This window comes from Streptomyces sp. NPDC043996, from assembly GCF_056435225.1.
Window position 1 is genome coordinate 50,077 of the sequence record NZ_JBWKEY010000022.1, and the last position, 19,377, is coordinate 69,453.

Annotated in this window: 12 protein-coding genes, 1 tRNA gene and 1 pseudogene; 7 read left to right on the forward strand and 7 right to left on the reverse strand. The window is 70.9% G+C overall.

Annotation, left to right across the window (positions count from 1 at the left end; all coding sequences use genetic code 11):
• Position 1: 1 nt before the first annotated feature.
• The 3 genes from eboE to AC07A4_RS39360 all read left to right on the forward strand — a co-directional run bounded on the left by eboE (position 2) and on the right by AC07A4_RS39360 (position 3,934).
• Positions 2-1,210: a metabolite traffic protein EboE gene (gene eboE, locus AC07A4_RS39350; protein ID WP_478608852.1), complete on the forward strand. Its 1,209-nt coding sequence runs from the start codon at positions 2-4 to the stop codon at positions 1,208-1,210.
• Positions 1,207-2,607 (forward strand): alkaline phosphatase family protein, encoded by a 1,401-nt coding sequence (locus tag AC07A4_RS39355; RefSeq protein WP_478608855.1) that lies wholly within the window; start codon positions 1,207-1,209, stop codon positions 2,605-2,607. The genes eboE and AC07A4_RS39355 overlap by 4 nt, the downstream gene beginning before the upstream one ends.
• Before the next feature lie 259 nt (positions 2,608-2,866).
• Positions 2,867-3,934, forward strand: coding sequence for a sugar phosphate isomerase/epimerase family protein (locus AC07A4_RS39360; protein ID WP_478608857.1), 1,068 nt, complete (start codon positions 2,867-2,869; stop codon positions 3,932-3,934).
• Positions 3,935-4,017: 83 nt separating this feature from the next.
• Here AC07A4_RS39360 and AC07A4_RS39365 read toward each other — a convergent pair whose 3' ends face one another.
• The 5 genes from AC07A4_RS39365 to AC07A4_RS39385 all read right to left on the reverse strand — a co-directional run bounded on the left by AC07A4_RS39365 (position 4,018) and on the right by AC07A4_RS39385 (position 12,068).
• A complete protein-coding gene (locus tag AC07A4_RS39365) occupies positions 4,018-5,409 on the reverse strand; it encodes an OFA family MFS transporter (RefSeq protein ID WP_478608859.1) in 1,392 nt (463 codons plus the stop codon).
• Position 5,410: 1 nt separating this feature from the next.
• Positions 5,411-6,799, reverse strand: a complete 1,389-nt coding sequence (locus tag AC07A4_RS39370; protein WP_478608861.1) for an OFA family MFS transporter — start codon at positions 6,797-6,799, stop codon at positions 5,411-5,413.
• Between the two features lie 121 nt (positions 6,800-6,920).
• Positions 6,921-9,107 carry an acetate--CoA ligase family protein gene (locus AC07A4_RS39375; protein WP_478608863.1) on the reverse strand — a complete coding sequence of 729 codons (2,187 nt, stop codon included), beginning with the start codon at positions 9,105-9,107 and terminating at the stop codon, positions 6,921-6,923.
• Positions 9,108-10,337, reverse strand: a complete 1,230-nt coding sequence (gene frc / locus AC07A4_RS39380; protein WP_478608865.1) for a formyl-CoA transferase — start codon at positions 10,335-10,337, stop codon at positions 9,108-9,110.
• 12 nt (positions 10,338-10,349) lie between these two features.
• Complete coding sequence (locus tag AC07A4_RS39385; protein ID WP_478608866.1) at positions 10,350-12,068, reverse strand: thiamine pyrophosphate-binding protein; 1,719 nt, start codon at positions 12,066-12,068, stop codon at positions 10,350-10,352.
• Positions 12,069-12,236: 168 nt separating this feature from the next.
• On the opposite strand from AC07A4_RS39385, the pseudogene sucC reads away from it, so the two are divergent.
• From sucC to AC07A4_RS39400, 3 genes and pseudogenes are all read left to right on the forward strand, one after another.
• Positions 12,237-13,381, forward strand: a pseudogene (sucC, locus tag AC07A4_RS39390) (ADP-forming succinate--CoA ligase subunit beta).
• A 10-nt stretch (positions 13,382-13,391) separates the two neighbouring features.
• Positions 13,392-14,291, forward strand: coding sequence for a succinate--CoA ligase subunit alpha (gene sucD / locus AC07A4_RS39395; RefSeq protein WP_478608868.1), 900 nt, complete (start codon positions 13,392-13,394; stop codon positions 14,289-14,291).
• The gene (locus AC07A4_RS39400; protein ID WP_478608870.1) at positions 14,288-15,913 is read left to right on the forward strand and encodes an aldehyde dehydrogenase family protein; all 1,626 of its coding nucleotides are present in this window, start codon (positions 14,288-14,290) and stop codon (positions 15,911-15,913) included. The genes sucD and AC07A4_RS39400 overlap by 4 nt, the downstream gene beginning before the upstream one ends.
• Before the next feature lie 26 nt (positions 15,914-15,939).
• On the opposite strand, the gene AC07A4_RS39405 is transcribed toward AC07A4_RS39400, so the two are convergent.
• Positions 15,940-17,247 (reverse strand): DUF2254 domain-containing protein, encoded by a 1,308-nt coding sequence (locus tag AC07A4_RS39405; protein ID WP_478608973.1) that lies wholly within the window; start codon positions 17,245-17,247, stop codon positions 15,940-15,942.
• Positions 17,248-17,422: 175 nt separating this feature from the next.
• On the opposite strand from AC07A4_RS39405, the gene AC07A4_RS39410 reads away from it, so the two are divergent.
• Positions 17,423-17,510, forward strand: a tRNA-Leu gene (locus tag AC07A4_RS39410).
• A 140-nt stretch (positions 17,511-17,650) separates the two neighbouring features.
• On the opposite strand, the gene AC07A4_RS39415 is transcribed toward AC07A4_RS39410, so the two are convergent.
• Positions 17,651-19,243 (reverse strand): glycoside hydrolase family 3 protein, encoded by a 1,593-nt coding sequence (locus tag AC07A4_RS39415; RefSeq protein WP_478608872.1) that lies wholly within the window; start codon positions 19,241-19,243, stop codon positions 17,651-17,653.
• Positions 19,244-19,377: the final 134 nt, after the last annotated feature.

The following is a 19,377-nucleotide window of genomic DNA, read 5'->3' on the forward strand; positions in this document are numbered from 1 at the left end:
CATGCGCTTCCGCCACCCCGACGGCTCCACCGTCCACCTCGCCTACTGCACCAACGTCCACCCGGCCGAAACCCTCGACGGGGTCCTCGCCCAGCTGCGCGACCACTGCGAACCCGTACGCAGACGCCTCGGCCGCGACCGCATCGGCATCGGACTGTGGCTCGCCAAGGACGCCGCCCACGCCCTCGTCACCGACCCGGCCGCCCTGCGCGGACTGCGCACCGAACTCGACCGGCGCGGACTGGAAGTGGTCACCCTCAACGGCTTCCCGTATGAAGGCTTCGGCTCCGGAGAAGTCAAGTACCGCGTCTACAAACCCGACTGGGCCGACCCCGAACGCCTTGAGCACACCACCTCCCTGGCCCGCGTTCTCGCCCAGCTGCTGCCCGACGATGTCACCGAGGGCACCATCTCCACGCTGCCGCTGGCCTGGCGCACCACCTTCGGCACGGCCCGCGCGGCCGAGGCCCGCGGCGCCCTGATCACTCTCGCCCAGCGCCTCGACGCCCTCGCCGAGCTGACCGGCCGGTCCATCCGCGTCGGCCTCGAACCCGAACCCGGCTGCACGGTGGAGACCACCAGCGACGCCATCGCCCCCCTCACCGCGATCGGCCACGACCGCATCGGCGTCTGCGTCGACACCTGTCACCTCGCCACCTCCTTCGAGGACCCGCGCACCGCGCTCGACACCCTCGCCGCCGCGGGCATCCCCGTCGTCAAGTCCCAGCTCTCCGCCGCTCTGCACGCCGAACACCCCCACCTCCCCGAAGTACGCGCGGCCCTCGCCGCCTTCGACGAACCCCGCTTCCTGCACCAGACCCGCACCCTGCCCCGCGACCGGACCGCGCCGACCAGCGGCGGAACCCTCGTCGCCACCGCCCTGCGCGGCACCGACGACCTGGGCGAGGCCCTCACCGCCGACGCCCTGCCCGACACGGCCCCCTGGCGCTCCCACTTCCATGTGCCGCTGCACGCGGCACCCGCTCCACCCCTCACCTCCACCCTTCCGGTCCTCACCGACACGCTCGCCCGCCTCGTCGGCGGACCACACCCACGCACACGCCACCTCGAAGTCGAGACCTACACCTGGCAGGCCCTTCCGCCCGAGCTGCGCCCGCGCGCCCGCCCCCAGCTCGCCGACGGCATCGCCGCCGAACTCACCCTCGCCCGCGACCTGCTGACAGACCTCGGCCTGAAGGAACTGCCATGACACCTCCATCCGCGGAGCGGCCGACTCCGCTGCTCGTCCTCGACGTCGTCGGCCTCACCCCCCAACTCCTGGCCCATATGCCGCACCTGACCGCCCTCGGCGAGGCGGGCTCACGCGCCGCGCTCGGCACGGTCCTGCCGGCGGTCACCTGCGCCGCCCAGTCGACGTTCCTCACCGGCACCACCCCCGCCGAGCACGGCATCGTCGGCAACGGCTGGTACTTCCGCGAGCTCGGCGAGGTCCTGCTGTGGCGGCAGCACAACGGTCTCGTCGCGGGCGACAAGCTGTGGGACGCCGCCCGCCGCGCGCACCCCGGCTACACCGTCGCCAACATCTGCTGGTGGTACGCCATGGGCGCCGACACCGACTTCACCATCACCCCCCGTCCCGTGTACTACGCCGATGGCCGCAAGGAGCCCGACTGCTACACCCGCCCACCGGCCCTGCACGACGAACTCACCGAGAAATTCGGCACGTTCCCCCTGTTCCACTTCTGGGGCCCCGGCGCGGACCTCGTCTCCAGCCGATGGATCGTGGACGCCACCCGGCACATCCTCACCACCCGCCACCCCGACCTGGCCCTGTGCTACCTCCCTCACCTCGACTACGACCTGCAGCGCTACGGCCCCGACGACCCTCGCTCCCACCGCGCCGCCGCCGATCTGGACGCGGTCATCGCGCCGCTCCTAGACGACGCCCGAGCCGAGGGGCGCACCGTCGTCGCACTGTCCGAGTACGGCATCACCCGCGTCAGCCGCCCCGTCGACATCAACCGCGCGCTGCGCCGCGCCGGACTCCTCGACGTGCACACCCAGGACGGCATGGAGTACCTCGACGCGATGGCATCGCGCGCGTTCGCCGTCGCCGACCACCAGATCGCCCACGTCTACGTGCGCCGCCCCGAAGACCTGGAGGCGACCCGTGCCGCCCTCGCCGGCCTGCCCGGCATCGAGCGACTCCTGGACGACGAGGGGAAGAAGGCCCACCACCTGGACCACCCTCGCTCCGGGGAGCTCGTCGCGGTCGCCGAACCGGACGCCTGGTTCACGTACTACTACTGGCTCGACGACGCCCGCGCGCCCGACTTCGCGCAGCTCGTCGAGATCCACCGCAAACCCGGCTACGACCCGGTCGAGCTCTTCATGGACCCAGAGGACCCCTATGTGCGGCTCAAGGCCGCGGGCGCCCTGGCCCGCAAGAAGCTCGGCATGCGCTACCGCATGGCGGTCGTGCCCCTCGACCCCTCACCTATTCGCGGCAGCCATGGCCGCCTCCCCACGAGCGAGGACGCTGATTCCGGACCGCTCATTCTGTGCTCCACCCCCCGCGCTGTCACCGGCCGCGTCGCGGCCACCGATGTGAAGTCACTGCTGCTCGAACTCGCCGGACTGCACTGAGCCCCGCGAGCGCTCACGCGGACGCGGCACCGTCCGCGCCCCGCACGGCGGCGACGTCGTCCACGCCGCCCCGTCCGCGTGCAATCCACTCAACCAGAGCGCGCCGGCCCTGCCATCAGGGTTCACCCCTGACCTCACCCCGACGCGCCTTTCGAACCCATCCCTGACCTCACCCTGACCCGCCCCGTCCACCACCATCCCCCGTCCACCACCATCCCTCCGACCTCCCCGCCCCCTCATCCCAATCCGGGAGACCCACATGAGCCGCAAGCACACAGCAGCCGACGCCGAGCTCGACCGCAGACTCAGCAGGCGCGGCGTGCTGGGCGTCGCCGCGGGCACTACCGCGGCGGCCTTCGTCGGCAGCGCCGCCGCTGCCACCCCGGCCTCCGCCACCACCACCTCCGCCGCCCCGGCACCGGGCAAGGTTCGGGGCCGACCCGTCCTGCCGCCCGGCCGCCTGGGCGTCCAGCTGTACAGCCTCCGCGACAAGGTCTCCACGCTCGGCTTCGCCACCGTCTTCGGCGAGCTGAAGAAGTACGGCTACGACGAGATCGAGTTCGCCGGATACACCCAAGGCTCCGCGGGCCCCATCACCCTCGACCGGCTCAAGCGGCTGACCCGCGACCACGGCCTGCGCCCCATCGGCAGCCACGTCGGCTACTACGACAACGGCAACCCCGACGCCTACACCTTCGCGCAGAACCTCACCAAGGTGCTCGACGACGCCGAGGCCCTCGGACTGAAGCACATCGGCACCGCTTCGGGGCCCTTTCGCCACGGCGCCACCGTCGACGCGTGGAAGCGCGCCGCCGAGGACTTCAACACCTACGGAGCAGCGGCCCGTGCGCGGGGGATGAAGTTCTACCAGCACAACCACGCCGAGGAGTTCTCCTTCGCCACGGACAAGCCGAGCGTGCGCCTCTACGACGTGCTGCTCGCCGAGACCGACCCGGACCTCGTGTACCTGGAGATGGACATCTACTGGGCGTACTGCGCGCAGTTCCGCTTCGGCAAGCAGACGGACGGCACACCCCGGCCCTTCGACCCGCTGGACTACGTCCTCAGGCGCCCGCACCGCTACCCGCTGTTCCACGTCAAGGACGGCATCCGCGACGACTCCACGCGCGACGGGTACCGCATGGTGGACGTCGGCGACGGAGACATCGACTACAAGAGGTTCCTGTCCAAGGTGACCGCCCGTACCCACGGCGGCCGGCGCTACCACCACTGGCAGGCCGAGCACGACAACCCGGCCGAGTCCTTCGCCTTCGCCCGTAAGTCGAGTGCCCATCTGCACGCGCTGCGCGAGCGCTGCGGAGACTGAACGGAGCCGCGGCGCGGGGGAGGGCTCCGACCGTCACGAGGGACGGCCGGGGCCCCTCCCCTGGCCGGGAGCCGCGGCCAGCCCTACCGGACCGCGGCTCCACGCGCGCGTGCCGCACCCGGCTGGTGCAGCAGCAAGGACAGCGCCGCCGCGAGCAAGGACACCGCCCCCGCCGTCGTGTAGGCGCCCACGTAGCCCCAGGAGTGCACGACCATCGCGCCGAGGCCACCGCCGAACAGGCCGCTCACCACTTTCGCGCTGTAGACCATGCCGTAGTTCGAGGCGTTGTTGTTCTCCCCGAAGTAGTCCGGCACCAGAGCGGCGAACAGCGGGTAGAAGGCGCCGCCCGCGAAGCCGGACAGGAAGGCGAAGAACAGGAAGAGCGGCTCGTTGCGCATCTCGCCCGCCCCCAGGACACCGAACTGCGCCACCGCCAGGACCAGACACACGTAGGTCAGCGTCGGGCGCCGTCCCAGACGGTCCGAGAGCCAGCCGACGACGCCGCGCCCCGTTCCGTTGATCACCGACATGACGCCCATGGAGGACGCCGCGATCAGCGGCCCGAAGCCCATCTCCTTGGCGAACGGAACCTGGAAGGAGATCCCGAAGATCGACACCCCGGCGCAGCACAGCATGCACACCCACATCAGCGGCACGACACCGGTGCGCAGCGCCTCCTCCGGGGTGAACTGCCGGACGGCGGGCGGGTTCCTCGCGAGCGAGACGGACGTGCGCGGGTCGGCCGCACGCCGCAGCGGGTCGACGTGGGCGGGCCACCAGTTCTTCGGCGGGTCCTTGAAGAACAGGCCCGCCACCAGGGTCACCGCGAGCACGTAGAAGCCGACGAGGTCCAGCACGGTGCGGTAGTTGGAGGTGTCGAAGCCGTACGAGAACAGGAAGATGAACGGCACCGCCCCGTAGGCGAAGCCTCCGTTGACGAAGCCCGTCTTGCCGCCGCGCCGCTCCGGATACCACTTGCCGACCATGTTGACGCACGTCGAGTAGATGAGCCCGGAGCCGACGCCGCCGAGCAGCCCGAAGCCCGCCATCGCGGCCACCAGGTTGGGGGCGTGGCTGAGGCTCACGAAGCCGAGCAGCGACAGGACGGACCCCAGGAGCATCGCCGCGCGGCTGGTCAGGACGCCCTTCTCGCGGAGCTTCCCGGCGGGGAAGGAGACACCCGCCTGGAAGAAGATCCACACGCTCAGCACCCAGAAGGTGTTGGACGACGTCCAGTGGTGTGCCGCCGACAGGGTGTCCTCGGCGGCTCCGTAGGCGTACTCGAAGACACTGATGGCGACCATGGCCACCCAGGGGAGGGCGACCATCGTCCAGCGCGGGCGGCCGAGGATGTCACGGTCGGTCTCGCCGACCCGGTAGACGCGGCCGCGCGCGTCCGTGAGCTCTCGATACCGTCGTGACGACGCGTCCGCGCGACCGGACGCGGGGTGTTCGGCGAAGGGCTCCGCCGTCATGTCAAGCCATCTCCTCACCTAGAGGGTGTGGGTTGGGTACGACGCGCCGGGGGTGGGGCCTGCCCGGCGCCTTCAGGAACAGTGCGAGCACGGCGGAGGCGATGCCGATGCACCCGGCGATGACGAACGCGCCCTCGTAGTCCCACGCGTCCACCACGACGGCCCCCATGCCGGAGCCGACGAGCCCGGAGACCAGCTTCGAGCTGTAGACCATGCCGTAATTGGTGGCGTTGTTGTTCTCACCGAAGTAGTCGGCCGTCATCGCGGCGAACAGCGGGAAGATCGCCCCGCCGCCGAAACCGGAGACCATGGAGCAGAACAGGAAGAACGGCATGCTGCCCATGGAGCCCGACACCAGGACGCCGAACTGGGCGGTGCCGAGGACGAGACAGACGATGACGAGGGTGTTGCGCCGTCCGCAGCGGTCGGAGATCCAGCCGATCACTCCCCGGCCCGTGCCGTTGACGATCGCCTTCAGGGACATCGCCGTGGCCACGATGCCGCCCGCGAACCCCATGTCCTTGCCGAAGGGCACCTGGAAGGCGATCCCGAAGATATTGATCCCGGCCGTGCACAACAGGCAGAACCACATCATCCAGAGCACAGGAGTACGGGCGGCCTCCCTAGGGGTGTACTGCTTCACGGCGGGCGGGTTCTTCTCCAGGGCCCGCCGGATGCGGGGGTCGTCGGACACCTTCAGGGGGTCGACGTGCGGCGGCCACCAGCCCTTGGGCGGGTCCTTGAAGAACCATCCGGCGACCGCCACGACGCAGGCGCACAGGACGCCTACGAAGACCAGGACGCCCTGGTAGTTGCCCACGTCCATGTACGACGTGAAGAGGAACACGAACGGCACCGAGCCATAGGCGAAGCCGCCGTTCACCAGGCCGGTCTTGCCGCCCTTCCGCTCGGGGTACCACTTGCCGACCATGTTCACGCAGGTCGCGTAGACCAGGCCGGCGCCGATGCCGCTGAACATGCCGAAGCCGATGTAGGCGACGGTCACGTGCGGCGCGTACGCGAGGGCGAGATAGCCGCAGACCGTGCCCAGCGCGCCGAGGAACATGGCGTACCGCGCGGGCAGCCTGCCGCTCTCGCGCAGTTGCCCGGCGGGGAAGGCGACGGCCGCCTGGAAGAACACCCAGACGCCCATCAGCCAGAAGATGTGCCCGCTGCTCCACAGGTGCGCGTCGTGCAGCGTGTCCTCGGCGGAGGTGAACGCGTACTCCGACGAGCTGATGCCGAGCATGCCCATCCAGGGGAAGAGCACCATGGTGCGGCGTGGCCGCCCCATGATGTCCAGGTCGGTCTCACCGATGCGGTACAGGCGGCCGTTGCGGTCCGTCACCTCCCTGAAGGGGACGGACGTCGAGAGGTCGGTGGTTGTCATGGTCGTGTTGCACCCCTTGCGTTCGAAAGAGCTGGCCAGCGCCCCCTGTCCGTTCCTTCGTGCGCGTACGGGTCCTGGGGCGGCCGACACGCACCGCCGTCCGTCCCGAGCACCGGTCACCTCATCGACGGCCCCCCAACAGCCCCGCGGCGCGAGCCCACTGGTACTTCGCCCCGAGGACCGCGACCGGCTTCTCCGTGGTGTACGGGTAGGCGACGACACCGTGCTCGAAGAGGTACTGGCAGGCCTGCTCCACCTCGACATCGCCCGCGAGTGAGGCCACGACGGGCTTGTCGATGCCGCGCTCGCGGAACTCGGCGACCACGCGGGCCGTTAGTTCGGCGAAGACCATGGGAGGGGTGACGATGGTGTGCCAGTAGCCCAGGACGAGCGCGTGGACGCGCGGGTCCTCCAGGCCGAGCCGGATCGTCGCCTCGTACGTCGACGGGGGCTCGCCGCCGGTGATGTCCACGGGGTTGCCCGCAGCGCCGAACGGCGGGATGAACGCGCGGAACGCCGCGTCCAGGTCGGGCGGGATCTCCATGAGCCGCAGTCCGTTGTCCGTCACGGCATCGGAGAGCAGCACACCGGAACCGCCTGCCCCGGTGATGATGACGACGTTGTCGCCGCGCGGCGTGGGCAGCACCGGCAGCGCCCGCGCGTACTCCAGCATCTCGTTCAGACCCGGGGCCCGGATGACGCCCGCCTGCCTGAGGACGTCGTCGTAGACGGCGTCGTCGCCCGCCAGCGCCCCCGTGTGCGAGCCCGCCGCCCTGGCCCCGGCCGCCGTGCGGCCCGCCTTGAGGACCACGACGGGCTTCTTGGGCACCGTGGCGCGAGCGGCCTCCACGAAGGCCCGGCCGTCCTTGAGGTCCTCCAGGTGCATGGCGATGCACTGGGTGCGCGGGTCCTCGCCGAACCACGTCAGGAGGTCGTCCTCGTCGAGGTCCGACTTGTTGCCGAGCCCCACGATCGCTGAGACGCCCGTCTTCGTGGTCCGCGCGAAGCCGAGGATCGCCATGCCGATGCCGCCGGACTGGCTGGTGAGCGCGACACCGCCCTTCACGTCGTACGGCGTGCAGAAGGTGGCGCACAGGTCCTGCCACGTCGAGTAGTAGCCGTAGATGTTCGGGCCGAGCAGCCGCACGCCGTGCCGTCTGCCGATCGCCACGATCTCGTCCTGGAGTTCCTGTTCGCCGGTCTCGGCGAACCCGGACGGGATGAGGACCGCGTTCGGGACGCCCTTGCGGCCGACGTCCTCCAGTGCCCTCGCGACGAGCTTGGCGGGGATCGCGAAGACCGCCACATCCACCTCACCGGGAACGTCCGTGACACTCTTGTACGCCTTGCGGCCCAAGATGTCATCGGCCTTGGGGTTCACCGGGTGGATCTCGCCCGGGAACCCGCCGTCGATGAGATTGCGCATCACCGAGTTGCCGATCTTCCCCGGCTCGTTGGAGGCGCCGATGACGGCGACGGAGCGGGGCTGCATGAGGCGGCGCATGGAGGCGAGCATCTCCGCGCGCGTGTACGTGTGCCGCTCCTTGGGGGCCTCATCGGAGAGGATCACGCGGATGTCCGCGGCGAGCGCACCCCGGGGCGTGGCGATCACCGGGTTGAGGTCGACCTCCGCGATCTCGGGGAAGTCCGAGACGAGGTCGGAGACGCGGCGGATCTGTTCCGCCAGGGTCCCGCGCGCCACGGGCTCGGCGCCGCGCACACCGCGCAGGACCTCGGCCGCGCCGATCGAGTCGAGCATCGAGGCGGCCTCGTCGGCGTCGACGGGCGCCAGCCGGAACGTGATGTCCTTGAGGACCTCCACGAGCACACCACCGAGCCCGAAGGCGACGACCTTGCCGAACGTCGGGTCGGTGACCGCCCCGACGATCACCTCCTGTGCGTCGGGCCCTGTCGGCAGCAACTCCTGTACCTGTACTCCGTCGACGCGCGCGGTCGGCGCGTACGCGCGCGCGTTGTCGACGATCCGGCGGAACGCCGCGCGGACGTCCTTGGCGCCCTCCACCCCGACGACCACGCCGCCCGCGTCGGTCTTGTGGAGGATGTCCGGAGAGACGATCTTCATGACGACGGGTCCGTCGAAGCGCGCGGCGTGCGCCACCGCCTCGTCGACGTCCCGCGCGAGTTCCTCCCGGGGCACAGCGATGCCGTAGGCGTCCGCGAGGAGCTTGCCCTCGGGGGCCGTCAGGGAGGTGCGCCCGTCGGCGCGCACAGAGTCGAGCAGGGCGCGCACCCGCTCGGCACGGTTCCGCCGCCCACCCCCAGGTTCGGCGCGTTCGTCGGCAGGCAATCAGACCACCCCGTTCGACTTGAGCAGGCGCAGTTCCTCGTCGCCGAGGCCGAGTTCGCCGATGAACACCTCTTCGTTGTGCTCGCCGAGCAGCGGCGATGCGGTGACGTCGACGGGGGAGTCGGAGAGCTTCAGGGGCGAGCCGACGGTCTTGAACGTGCCCCGCTCCGGGTGGGCGACGTCGACGATCATGTCGTTGGCGGCCAGGGAAGCGTCCTCGATGATCTCCTTGGTGGACAGGATCGGCCCGCAGGGGATGTTGTGGGCGTTCAGCCGCTCCAGGACCTCCCACTTGGGCAGCGCGGCGGACCACTCCTCGATCAGCTGGAACATCTTGGTGAGCTGCGGAAGGCGGGCCTCAGGCGTCGCCCACTCGGGGTCGTCGGCGAGCTCCGGCCGGCCGATGAGCTCGGTCAGGGGCTTCCAGCCGACGGGCTGCACGATGACGTACACGTAGTCGTTGGGGCCGCCGGGCGCGCACCTGACGGCCCAGCCGGGCTGACCCCCGCCGGACGCGTTTCCCGAGCGGGGAACTTCGTCGCCGAAGTCGTCGTTGGGATATTCAGTGAGCGGGCCATGGGCCAGGCGCTGCTGATCGCGCAACTTCACCCGGCAGAGGTTGAGCACGGCGTGCTGCATGGCCACATTGACCCGCTGACCGCGCCCGGTGTTCTCGCGCTGGAACAGCGCCGCGAGGATCCCCGCCACGGCGTGGACACCCGTGCCCGAATCGCCGATCTGCGCACCCGTGGCCAGCGGCGGCCCGTCCTCGAAGCCCGTGGTGGCCATCGAGCCGCCCATGGCCTGAGCCACGACCTCGTACGCCTTGAAAGCGGTGTACGGGCCGTCACCGAACCCCTTGATGGAGGCATAGACGATACGCGGATTGATCTCCTGGATGCGGTCCCAGGTGAAGCCCATGCGGTCGACCGCGCCCGGACCGAAGTTCTCGACCAGCACGTCCGAGCGGCGGATCAGCTCCGTGAGGAGTTCCTTGCCGCGCTCGGTCTTGGTGTTCAGGGTGATGCTCCGCTTGTTGCAGTTGAGCATCGTGAAGTACAGCGAGTCCACGTCCGGGAGGTCGCGCAGCTGCTTCCGCGTGATGTCCCCGGTGGGCGCCTCCAGCTTCACCACGTCCGCGCCGAGCCAGGCGAGCAGCTGGGTGGCGGAGGGGCCGGACTGGACGTGCGTCATGTCGAGGACGCGGATTCCTTCGAGGGCCTTGGTCACGTCCGGTTCACCTCACTTGTACATGGTCTGGTTCATGGTTCCGGGGGCGTAGGCGTCCGGATCGACCCACACGTTGATCAGGGACGGTTTGCCGGACTCCCGGGCGCGGCGCAGCGCGGGGGCGATGTCGGCGGGGTCGCGGACCTCTTCGCCGTAGCCGCCGAGCATCCGCGCGAACTGGTCGTAGTGGACGTCGCCGAGGGTGTTGCCGACCCGCTCGCGCGCGGCGCCGTACTTGGCCCGCTGGCCGTAACGGATCTGGTTCATGGAGGAGTTGTTGCCGATGATGCCGACGAAGGGCAGGTCGTAGCGCACAAGCGTCTCGAAGTCCCAGCCGGTGAGGCTGAAGGCGCCGTCCCCGAAGAGGGCCACCACCTCCTTGTCGGGCCGCGCCTGCTTGGCGGCGAGCACGAAGGGGACGCCGACGCCGAGGGTGCCGAGCGGTCCCGGGTCCATCCAGTGGCCGGGGGCCTTGGGCTGGACGACCTGGCCGGAGAAGGTGACGATGTCGCCGCCGTCGCCGATGTAGAGCGAGTCCTCGGTGAGGAATTCGTTGATCTCGCTGACGAGGCGGTAGGGGTGGATGGGCGTGGCGTCGGACCGCAGTTGAGGCAGCCGCTTCTCCACGGCTGTCTGCTCGGCGGCCCGCAGCTCGTCGAGCCACTCCTTGCGGCGGGCCGCGCCGCCGTTGAGGCGTCCGGTGGCGGCTTCGGTGACGGACTTCAGGACGAGGCCCGCGTCGCCCACGATGCCGAGGTCGACGTCGCGGTTCTTGCCGACCGTGCGGTAGTCGAGGTCGATCTGGACGACCGTCGCGTCGGGGGAGAGGCGTTTGCCGTAGCCCATGCGGAAGTCGAAGGGGGTGCCGACGATCACGATCAGATCGGCGTTGGCGAAGGCGTAGCGGCGTGACAGCTGGAAGTGGTGGGGGTCTCCGGGAGGGAGGGTGCCGCGCCCGGCGCCGTTCATGTACGCGGGCACGTTCAGGGCGCGGACGAGCTCGATGGCGGCCGCGGTGCCGCGGGTGGTCCACACCTGGCTGCCGAGGAGGATCGCGGGCTTCTCCGCGTGCACCAGGAGGTCGGCGAGCCGCTCGACGGCCTCGGGGTCGCCCGCCGACCGGGTGGAGGCGCGGTAGTGCCCCGCGCGTGGGACGCGTGCCGACGTCAGCGGCACCTTGGCGTCGAGGACGTCGCGCGGTATCTCCAGGAAGGACGGCCCCGGGGCGCCGTGGTAGCACTCGCGGAAGGCCATGGACACCATGTCGGCGGCGCGCGCGGTGTCCGGCACGGTCGCCGCGAACTTGGTGATGGGCGTCATCATGTCGACGTGCGGCAGGTCCTGCAGGGAGCCCATCTTGTGCTGGGTGTGGGCGCCTTGGCCACCGATCAGCAGCATCGGAGACTCCGCGCGGAAGGCGTTGGCGACGCCCGTGACGGCGTCGGTGGTGCCAGGACCGGCGGTCACCACGGCGCAGCCGGGCTTGCCGGTGACGCGCGCGTAGCCGTCGGCGGCATGGGCGGCGACCTGCTCGTGCCGTACGTCGACGACCTCGATGCCCTCGTCCACGCAGCCGTCGTAGATGTCGATGATGTGGCCGCCGCACAGGGTGTAGATGACCTCGACACCCTCCGCCTTGAGTGCCTTGGCGACCAGATGCCCGCCGGAGATCAGGGTGTCGTTCGGGTCGGTGCCGTCGTTGTTGCTGTCGTTGTTGCTTTCGTCGGGCATGGCGAAGTCCTGTCCCTTCGTAGGGGAGTTGGAGCGCTCTCGCATGCGCTGTGGGGCGCCCTCCACCGTACATTGCATACAGTCGACGAATACTGTATGAAGCTTGTTATCCCGCATCCGGTGAGTGGTGTCCAGGGGGCGTGCGGCACTTTCAGACAGGAGCCGGACATGGACCTGTACGAGCACCAGGCAAGGGAACTCTTCGAGGAATACGGCATCTTGGTGCCGCGGGCCGAGGTGGCCACGACGGCCAAGGAGGCACGCGCGTGTGCCGAGCGGCTGGGCGGCCGAGTCGTCGTGAAGGCGCAGGTGAAGGCCGGAGGGCGCGGCAAAGCGGGGGGTGTGAGGCTCGCCGCTGACCCGGCCGCGGCCGAGTTGACGGCACGGCAGATCCTCGGCATGGACATCAAAGGCCACACCGTGCGCTCCGTGATGGTGGCCGAACCCGTAGAACCCATCGACATGGAGAGCGAGTTCTATGTTTCGTACGTCCTGGGCCGCGCGGAGGGCAGGTTCGCCCTGATCGCGTCGGCCCAGGGCGGCATGGACATCGAACAGGTCGCGGCGAACCGCCCCGACGCGGTGGTGCGCGTGCCCGTCGACCCGGCCGAAGGCATGACGCGGACCAGGGCCGTCGAGGCCACGACCCGCGCGGGCCTCCCCGGAGCCGCGGCCGACGTCCTGGTCGCCCTGTGGGACGTCCTGATCCGTGAGGACGCGCTGCTCGTCGAGGTGAACCCCCTCGTCCGTACACCAGAGGGACCACTGATCGCACTTGACGCGAAAGTGACCCTTGATGACAACGCGCGCTACCGGCAGCGGCGTTGGAGGCAACGGGGATCGGAGCACGACGACGCGCGCGAGGCGGCTGCCGCGGCCCAAGGACTCACGTACGTGAAGCTCGACGGCGAGGTCGGCGTCATCGGCAACGGGGCCGGACTCGTCATGGCGACCCTCGACGCCGTAGCGGGCCGCGGCGCGCGCCCCGCCAACTTCCTCGACATCGGAGGCGGCGCCTCGGCCCAGGTCATGGCCGACGGCCTGACCGTCGTCCTCGCCGACCCGGCCGTCACCTGCGTCTTGGTGAACGTCTTCGGCGGCATCACCGCGTGCGACGCCGTCGCCGACGGCATCGTGCGGGCCCTGGAGACCGTACGCCTGACCAAACCGCTCGTCGTGCGACTCGACGGCAACAACGCCGCACGCGGACGCGCCCTGCTCGACGCGCGCGCCCATCCGTTCGTCGAGCAGGCCACGACCATGGACGGCGTGCGCGCCGTGCCGCCGCACTCGCCCCCGCGACCACCGCCTGAGGAGCCGGACATGGCGATTCACCTGACCAAGGACAGCAAGGTCCTCGTCCAGGGCATGACCGGCGCCGAGGGCATGAAGCACACCCACCGCATGCTCGCCGCGGGCACCGACGTCGTCGGCGGCGTCAACCCGCGCAAGGCGGGCCGCGGCGTCGACTTCGACGACCGCGCCGTCCCCGTCTTCGGCACCGTGCGCGCCGCGCGGGAGGCGACCGGCGCGGACGTCAGCGTCCTGTTCGTGCCGCCCGCATCCACCAAGTCCGCCGTCATCGAGGCGGCCGACGCGGGCATACCGCTCGCCGTCGTCATCACCGAAGGCGTTCCCGTGCACGACACCGTCGCCTTCCAGGCACATGCCCGGCGGCGCGGCACCCGCGTGATCGGCCCCAACTGCCCGGGCCTCATCACCCCCGGACAGGCCACCGCGGGCATCATTCCCACCGACATCACCAAGGCCGGACCCATCGGCCTGGTCTCCAAGTCCGGCACGCTCACCTACCAACTCATGTACGAGCTGCGCGACGTCGGCTTCTCCACCTGCGTCGGCATCGGCGGAGACCCGGTCGTCGGCACCGCCCACATCGACTGCCTGGCCGCCTTCGAAGCCGACCCCGACACTGAACTGATCGTGCTCATCGGGGAGATCGGCGGCGACGCGGAGGAGCGTGCCGCGGCCTACATCGCCGAGCACGTGACCAAGCCCGTCGTCGCCTATGTGGCCGGGTTCACCGCCCCCGAGGGCAGGACCATGGGGCACGCCGGTGCCATCGTCTCCGGCTCCTCCGGCACCGCGCGCGCCAAGAAGGCGGCCCTGGAAGCCGTCGGCGTACGGGTGGGGGGCACCCCGAGCGCGACCGCGCGCCTGGTCCTTGACCGGATCGGCACGCGAGGCGGGGGGACCGCGTCATGACGGCCCACCCCGCAAGCCCCACCACTCCCACCAGCCCCACCACCACCGGCGCACCCACCACCATCGGCGCACCCACCACTCCCGGCATCCCCGCCGTCCTCAAAGCGGGTACGGCCTGGCCCGAAGCCTGGCGGCGGTGCCTGGCCGCCGCGCCCGAGGCCGTCCGGGACGACCGCGTGCTGAACCTGTGGGGCGGAACCTGGCGGCCCGACGGCCGAGCCCTGCCCGCCGCCAGCCCCGTCGACGCGAGCCCGATCGTGGGCCCGCCCCGGCTCGACGCCGCCGCCGCGCGCCGCGCCGTGCGGGCGGCACTCGACCAGCACCGCGCCTGGCGCCACGTCCCGCTGCCCGAACGCCGCGCCCGCGTCGCCGCCGCGCTCGACGCCCTCGCCGCGCACCGTGAACTGCTCGCCCTGCTGCTCATCTTGGAGATCGGCAAGCCCTGGCGGCTCGCCCTCGCCGACGTGGACCGGGCCATCGACGGAGTGCGCTGGTACGTCGACGGCATCGAGCCCATGCTCGTCGGCAGGGCGCCGCTGGACGGACCCGTCTCGAACATCGCGAGTTGGAACTATCCGATGAGCGTGCTCGTTCACACCATGCTGGCTCAGTCACTGGCAGGAAACGCGGTCATCGCCAAGACCCCGACCGACGGCGGCGTCACCTGCCTCACACTGGCCACGGCACTGGCCGCGCGTGAAGGGCTCCCCGTCACCCTCGTCAGCGGCAGCGGCGGCGAGCTGTCCGAAGCGCTCGTGCGCGCCCCGGAGATCGGCTGCGTCTCCTTCGTCGGCGGCCGGGACACGGGAGCGGCCATCGCCACGGCTGTCGCCGACCTCGGCAAGCGACACATCCTCGAACAGGAAGGACTCAACACCTGGGGCATCTGGAACTACAGCGACTGGGACACCTTCGGCGCGCTCGTCCCCCGGCTCTTCGACTACGGCAAGCAGCGCTGCACCGCCTACCCGCGCTTCGTCGTCCAGCGCGAGCTGTTCGACGCGTTCCTCACGGCGTACCTGCCCGCCGTGCGCACGGTGCGCGTGGGGCACCCGCTCGCCGTCGCGCGTCCCGAAGCCCCCTTCCCCGCACTGGACTTCGGGCCGCTGATCAGCGCCGCCAAGGCCAAGGAACTCACCGACCAGGTCGCGGTGGCCATCGACCGCGGCGCCATACCGCTGTACCGAGGCGTCCCCGACAGCGGCCGGTTCCTGCCCGGTCAGGACACCTCCGCGTACGTCCACCCGGTCACGCTCCTCGGTCCGCCGCCGTCCTCGCCGCTGCACCACGCGGAGCCGTTCGGCCCGGTCGACACCATCGTCCTGGTCGACACCGAGGCCGAGTTGCTCGCCGCCATGAACGCCTCGAACGGCGCGTTGGTCGCCACCCTGTCGACCGACGACCCGGCGACGTACGAACGCCTCGCGCCGCAGATCCGCGCCTTCAAGACCGGGCACGGCACACCCCGGTCGCGCGGGGACCGCGACGAGCTGTTCGGAGGGTTCGGCGCGTCCTGGCGCGGTGCCTTCGTCGGCGGGGAACTCCTGGTGCGGGCCGTCACCCGGGGCCCGGAGCGGGAGCGGCCGCCGGGGAACTTCCCGGGCTACCGGCTCATGGCCTGAGGTCCTGGGACCTGGCCTCAGCGCCCTCAGCCGATGCCCTGTCGATCCGGCAGCAGTGAGAACTCCCGGTCCGCCGCCTCCGGCACCAGTCGCTCCACCGCCTGCTCAAGGAGCGCCCGGTGCCGCAGCAGCGGAGTGCGGCGCTCCGCGGGGGTGAGGAGGAGCAGGTCGTCGATCCCGGCCAGGAGCCGGCGGGTCACCTGGGGGTTGCCTGGCGCGCAGCCACGGATCTCGGTCAGGCCGAGGTCCACCAGGTCCGACCAGCCGGGCACGGGCTGCACCAGACGCAGCTCCCCGCGCCGGTCGCGGTGGCGCAGCGCGCCCAGTGGGTAGGGGGCGACCGACGCGAGGAACTGCACGATGCGGTCGAGGGCCTGCACGGCGGTCGTGGGGTCGTTCACGGCCGGGGACAGGGCGCGCAGCGCGATGTCGGACAGCTGCCGCAGGCCGAAGCCCAGGTCCTGGTGGAACGTTCGCTCCACTCCGACGTACACGGTGTACCGCAGCGCCCGGCGCCCCGGCGGCGGCCCGCCGTGGACGGTGAACACCGGCGTGCCCGGCACCACGAAGTCCCCGGTGCGCGGTACGAGGCGCAGCACGACGCCCTGGCGCCGCGCGGCCCGTACCACCCGCGCGATGTGCACGTCCCGCAGCACACCGGCCGGACCCTCGTGCAGGATGCGCGCGGTCTCCGGGCCGAGCCGATCGTCGTCGACCAGCGGCTCGGTCGGGTGCTTCACGGCGACGCGGAACGCCTCCCGCGCGATCCGGTCGATGACGAAGCCGATCCGCATCATCCGCAGGGTGCCGTTCACATAGGCCACGAAGAGCAGCAGGCTGAGCAGCACCATGACCATCGCGAGCAGCCCCTCGACCAGCGGCACGCTCGTCACCTGCCGCGGGTCCCGCTCGCTGTCGAACGACGTCAGCGTCATCAGCGAGAACAGGAACGTGGCGAGGAAGACCGTGAGCGTGGCCTTGGTGACCCGGGAGCGGACGTACAGACGCACCACGCGCGGGCTGAACTGGCCGCTCGCCATCTGCACGGCCACCAGCGAGATGCTGAAGACCACACCGATGAAGGTCATCATCGCCGAGCCGATGGTGCTGATCACCACCTTGGTGTCCTCGGCGAGCTGGTGCAGCTCCTTGATCGCGTCGTACTCCTCGTGCTCCTGGAGGAACCGCACCCACTCCGCGTCCACCTCGGCGGCGATCCACCACAGCAACAAGGACCCCAGGAGTCCCGCCGTCGGCGCGAACCACATCGTGTCCCTCAGGTGCTCACGCAGCGGGGACAGCACCCGGGGCCGCCGGACCCGCACGTCACTCAGCGCACCCGTAAGCAAACCGTCACTCATGGTGAAACTCTAGGCGCGGCGGCCCGCGCGGGGAGGCGGCGCGCGGCGCACCGGCCCGGCCAGCGGTTATGCAGGTGAAAGGCACTCCGAAACCTTGGTATTGTTGTCTTCGTCGCCGCGGGGAACACCCCGAGGAGGCAGACACCTAGTCCGGGTGGCGGAATGGCAGACGCGCTAGCTTGAGGTGCTAGTGCCCTTTATCGGGCGTGGGGGTTCAAGTCCCCCCTCGGACACCAGTAAGAAACCAGTAAGAACAGCAGGACCAGCAAGAACAGCCCCTCTCGAGGGGCTTTCTTCGTTTTTGAGGGTCTGCGTGACCAACCTCGTGACCAACCGCGTGACCGGCCGCGTGCCCAACGGCACGGGGAGATCCTGGTCAGGTCAGGGCGCTGCCCGCCAGTACCTCCGCGACCGCGATGCCAGAGACGCGGGTCGCGCCGTGGGTGATCACGTGGACGGCGCCGAGCGCGGCGCCCGCGGGGACGCCCATCTCCACGACCAGGGCGTCGGGGCGCAGGCGCAGCAGACGGGCCAGGGTGTCGGAGATCCAGCGGTGGCGGGCGGCGTCACGGACGACGACCACGAGCGCGCGGCCGGTCGCCGGGGTCAGGGCCGTGCGGTCCAGGACGTCGTCGGAGCCGTCGAGCTCCCGCTCGGTCAGGCGCACCGACGTGGTGTCCGGCCGCAGCGCGCGCAGCGGGTCGGCGACGCCCCAGGGCGTGCCGCCGTCGACAGCGGGGTTCATCACCGGCGAGAGCTCCACCACGTGTGGGGCCGCGCCGATGGGGAGTGGAAACGCCGCCTCCGCCACCTCCCGGGCCAGGCCCGCCGGCACGGCTGGTCCCGCCGAAGCCCCCGCACCGGCGGGCACCGCCGTGCGCCGTCGGACCCGTACCGCGCGCCGCGCCGCGATCAGGCCGATGTCGGAGGTGGCGCCCGCGCGCGTCACGGCGCGGGCGCGGTCGGCAGACCAGGTCGCGAACCGGCGTACGCGCGCGCTCGCTTCGGTGAGGCGGTCCTCGGACAGGGTGCCGTCGAGCACGGCCCGTACGAGGGCGCCCGCGAGCAGTTCCACGGTGGCGCGCTCGGCGTTGTCGCCGCCCACGCACACCGCGTCCACGCCGCCCGCGACGGCGCGGACGGTGGCGCCGTCGATGCCGTACCGGTCGGTGACCGCGCCCATCTCGATGCCGTCGGTGACGACCATGCCCTCGAAGCCGAGCTCGCCGCGCAGCAGGTCGTTCAGGACGCGGGGGCTGAGGGTGGCGGGCAGGGCGGTGTCATAGGCGGGGACGAGCAGGTGGGCGGTCATGATGGCCCGTACGCCCGACTCCATCGCCGCGATGAACGGCGGCAGGGCGGTGCGGGCGATCTCCTCGGCGCCGCCGGTGACCTGCGGCAGGCCGAAGTGGGGGTCGACGACGGTGTCGCCGTGACCGGGGAAGTGCTTGGCGCAGGCGGCGACCCCGGCGGACTGCAGGCCCCGGATCCAGGCGGCGGTGTGCCGCGAGACGACGTCGGTGCGGGCGCCGAAGGAGCGCACCCCGATGACCGGGTTGAGCGGGTTGGAGTTCACGTCGGCGCTCGGCGCGTAGTTCAGGGAGACGCCCGCCGCGTGGAGTTCGCGGCCGATGTCGTGGGCGACGCTCTCGGTGAGGTCGATGTCGTCGACGGCGCCCAGGGCGAGGTTGCCCGGGCGGGAGGCGCCCGTCCACGCCTCCATGCGGGTCACGTCGCCCGCCTCCTCGTCGATGGCGACGATCAGGTCGGGGTTCTCGGCGCGCAGCGCCCCGGTCAGGGCCGTGACCTGCTCCGGCGAGACGATGTTGCGGCCGAACAGGACCACGGAGGTGAGCCCGTCGGCGATCCTGCGGCGCAGCCAGTCCGGCACCTCGGTCGTGCCCACGAAGCCGGGCTGCAGCACGGAGTTGGCGAGCCGCTCCAGTTGACGGTGACTGCGCGAAACCATGCCGGACCTCCGGGTGGGGGTGGGGTGGCGCGTGGTCGAGCGTGCCCCGCGAATTGGTACAGGCCAATCGGATGTTGGCTTAGACCATTTGGGACTGTCAAGGCGTGCGAACGCGCCGGAAACGGAGGGTGAAC

Coding starts and splice junctions, on each gene's coding strand:
- eboE (WP_478608852.1), top strand. CDS start 2: ATGCGCTTCCGCCACCCCGACGGCTCCACCGTCCACCTCGCCTACTGC.
- AC07A4_RS39355 (WP_478608855.1), top strand. CDS start 1,207: ATGACACCTCCATCCGCGGAGCGGCCGACTCCGCTGCTCGTCCTCGAC.
- AC07A4_RS39360 (WP_478608857.1), top strand. CDS start 2,867: ATGAGCCGCAAGCACACAGCAGCCGACGCCGAGCTCGACCGCAGACTC.
- AC07A4_RS39365 (WP_478608859.1), bottom strand. CDS start 5,409: ATGACGGCGGAGCCCTTCGCCGAACACCCCGCGTCCGGTCGCGCGGAC.
- AC07A4_RS39370 (WP_478608861.1), bottom strand. CDS start 6,799: ATGACAACCACCGACCTCTCGACGTCCGTCCCCTTCAGGGAGGTGACG.
- AC07A4_RS39385 (WP_478608866.1), bottom strand. CDS start 12,068: ATGCCCGACGAAAGCAACAACGACAGCAACAACGACGGCACCGACCCG.
- sucD (WP_478608868.1), top strand. CDS start 13,392: ATGGCGATTCACCTGACCAAGGACAGCAAGGTCCTCGTCCAGGGCATG.
- AC07A4_RS39400 (WP_478608870.1), top strand. CDS start 14,288: ATGACGGCCCACCCCGCAAGCCCCACCACTCCCACCAGCCCCACCACC.
- AC07A4_RS39415 (WP_478608872.1), bottom strand. CDS start 19,243: ATGGTTTCGCGCAGTCACCGTCAACTGGAGCGGCTCGCCAACTCCGTG.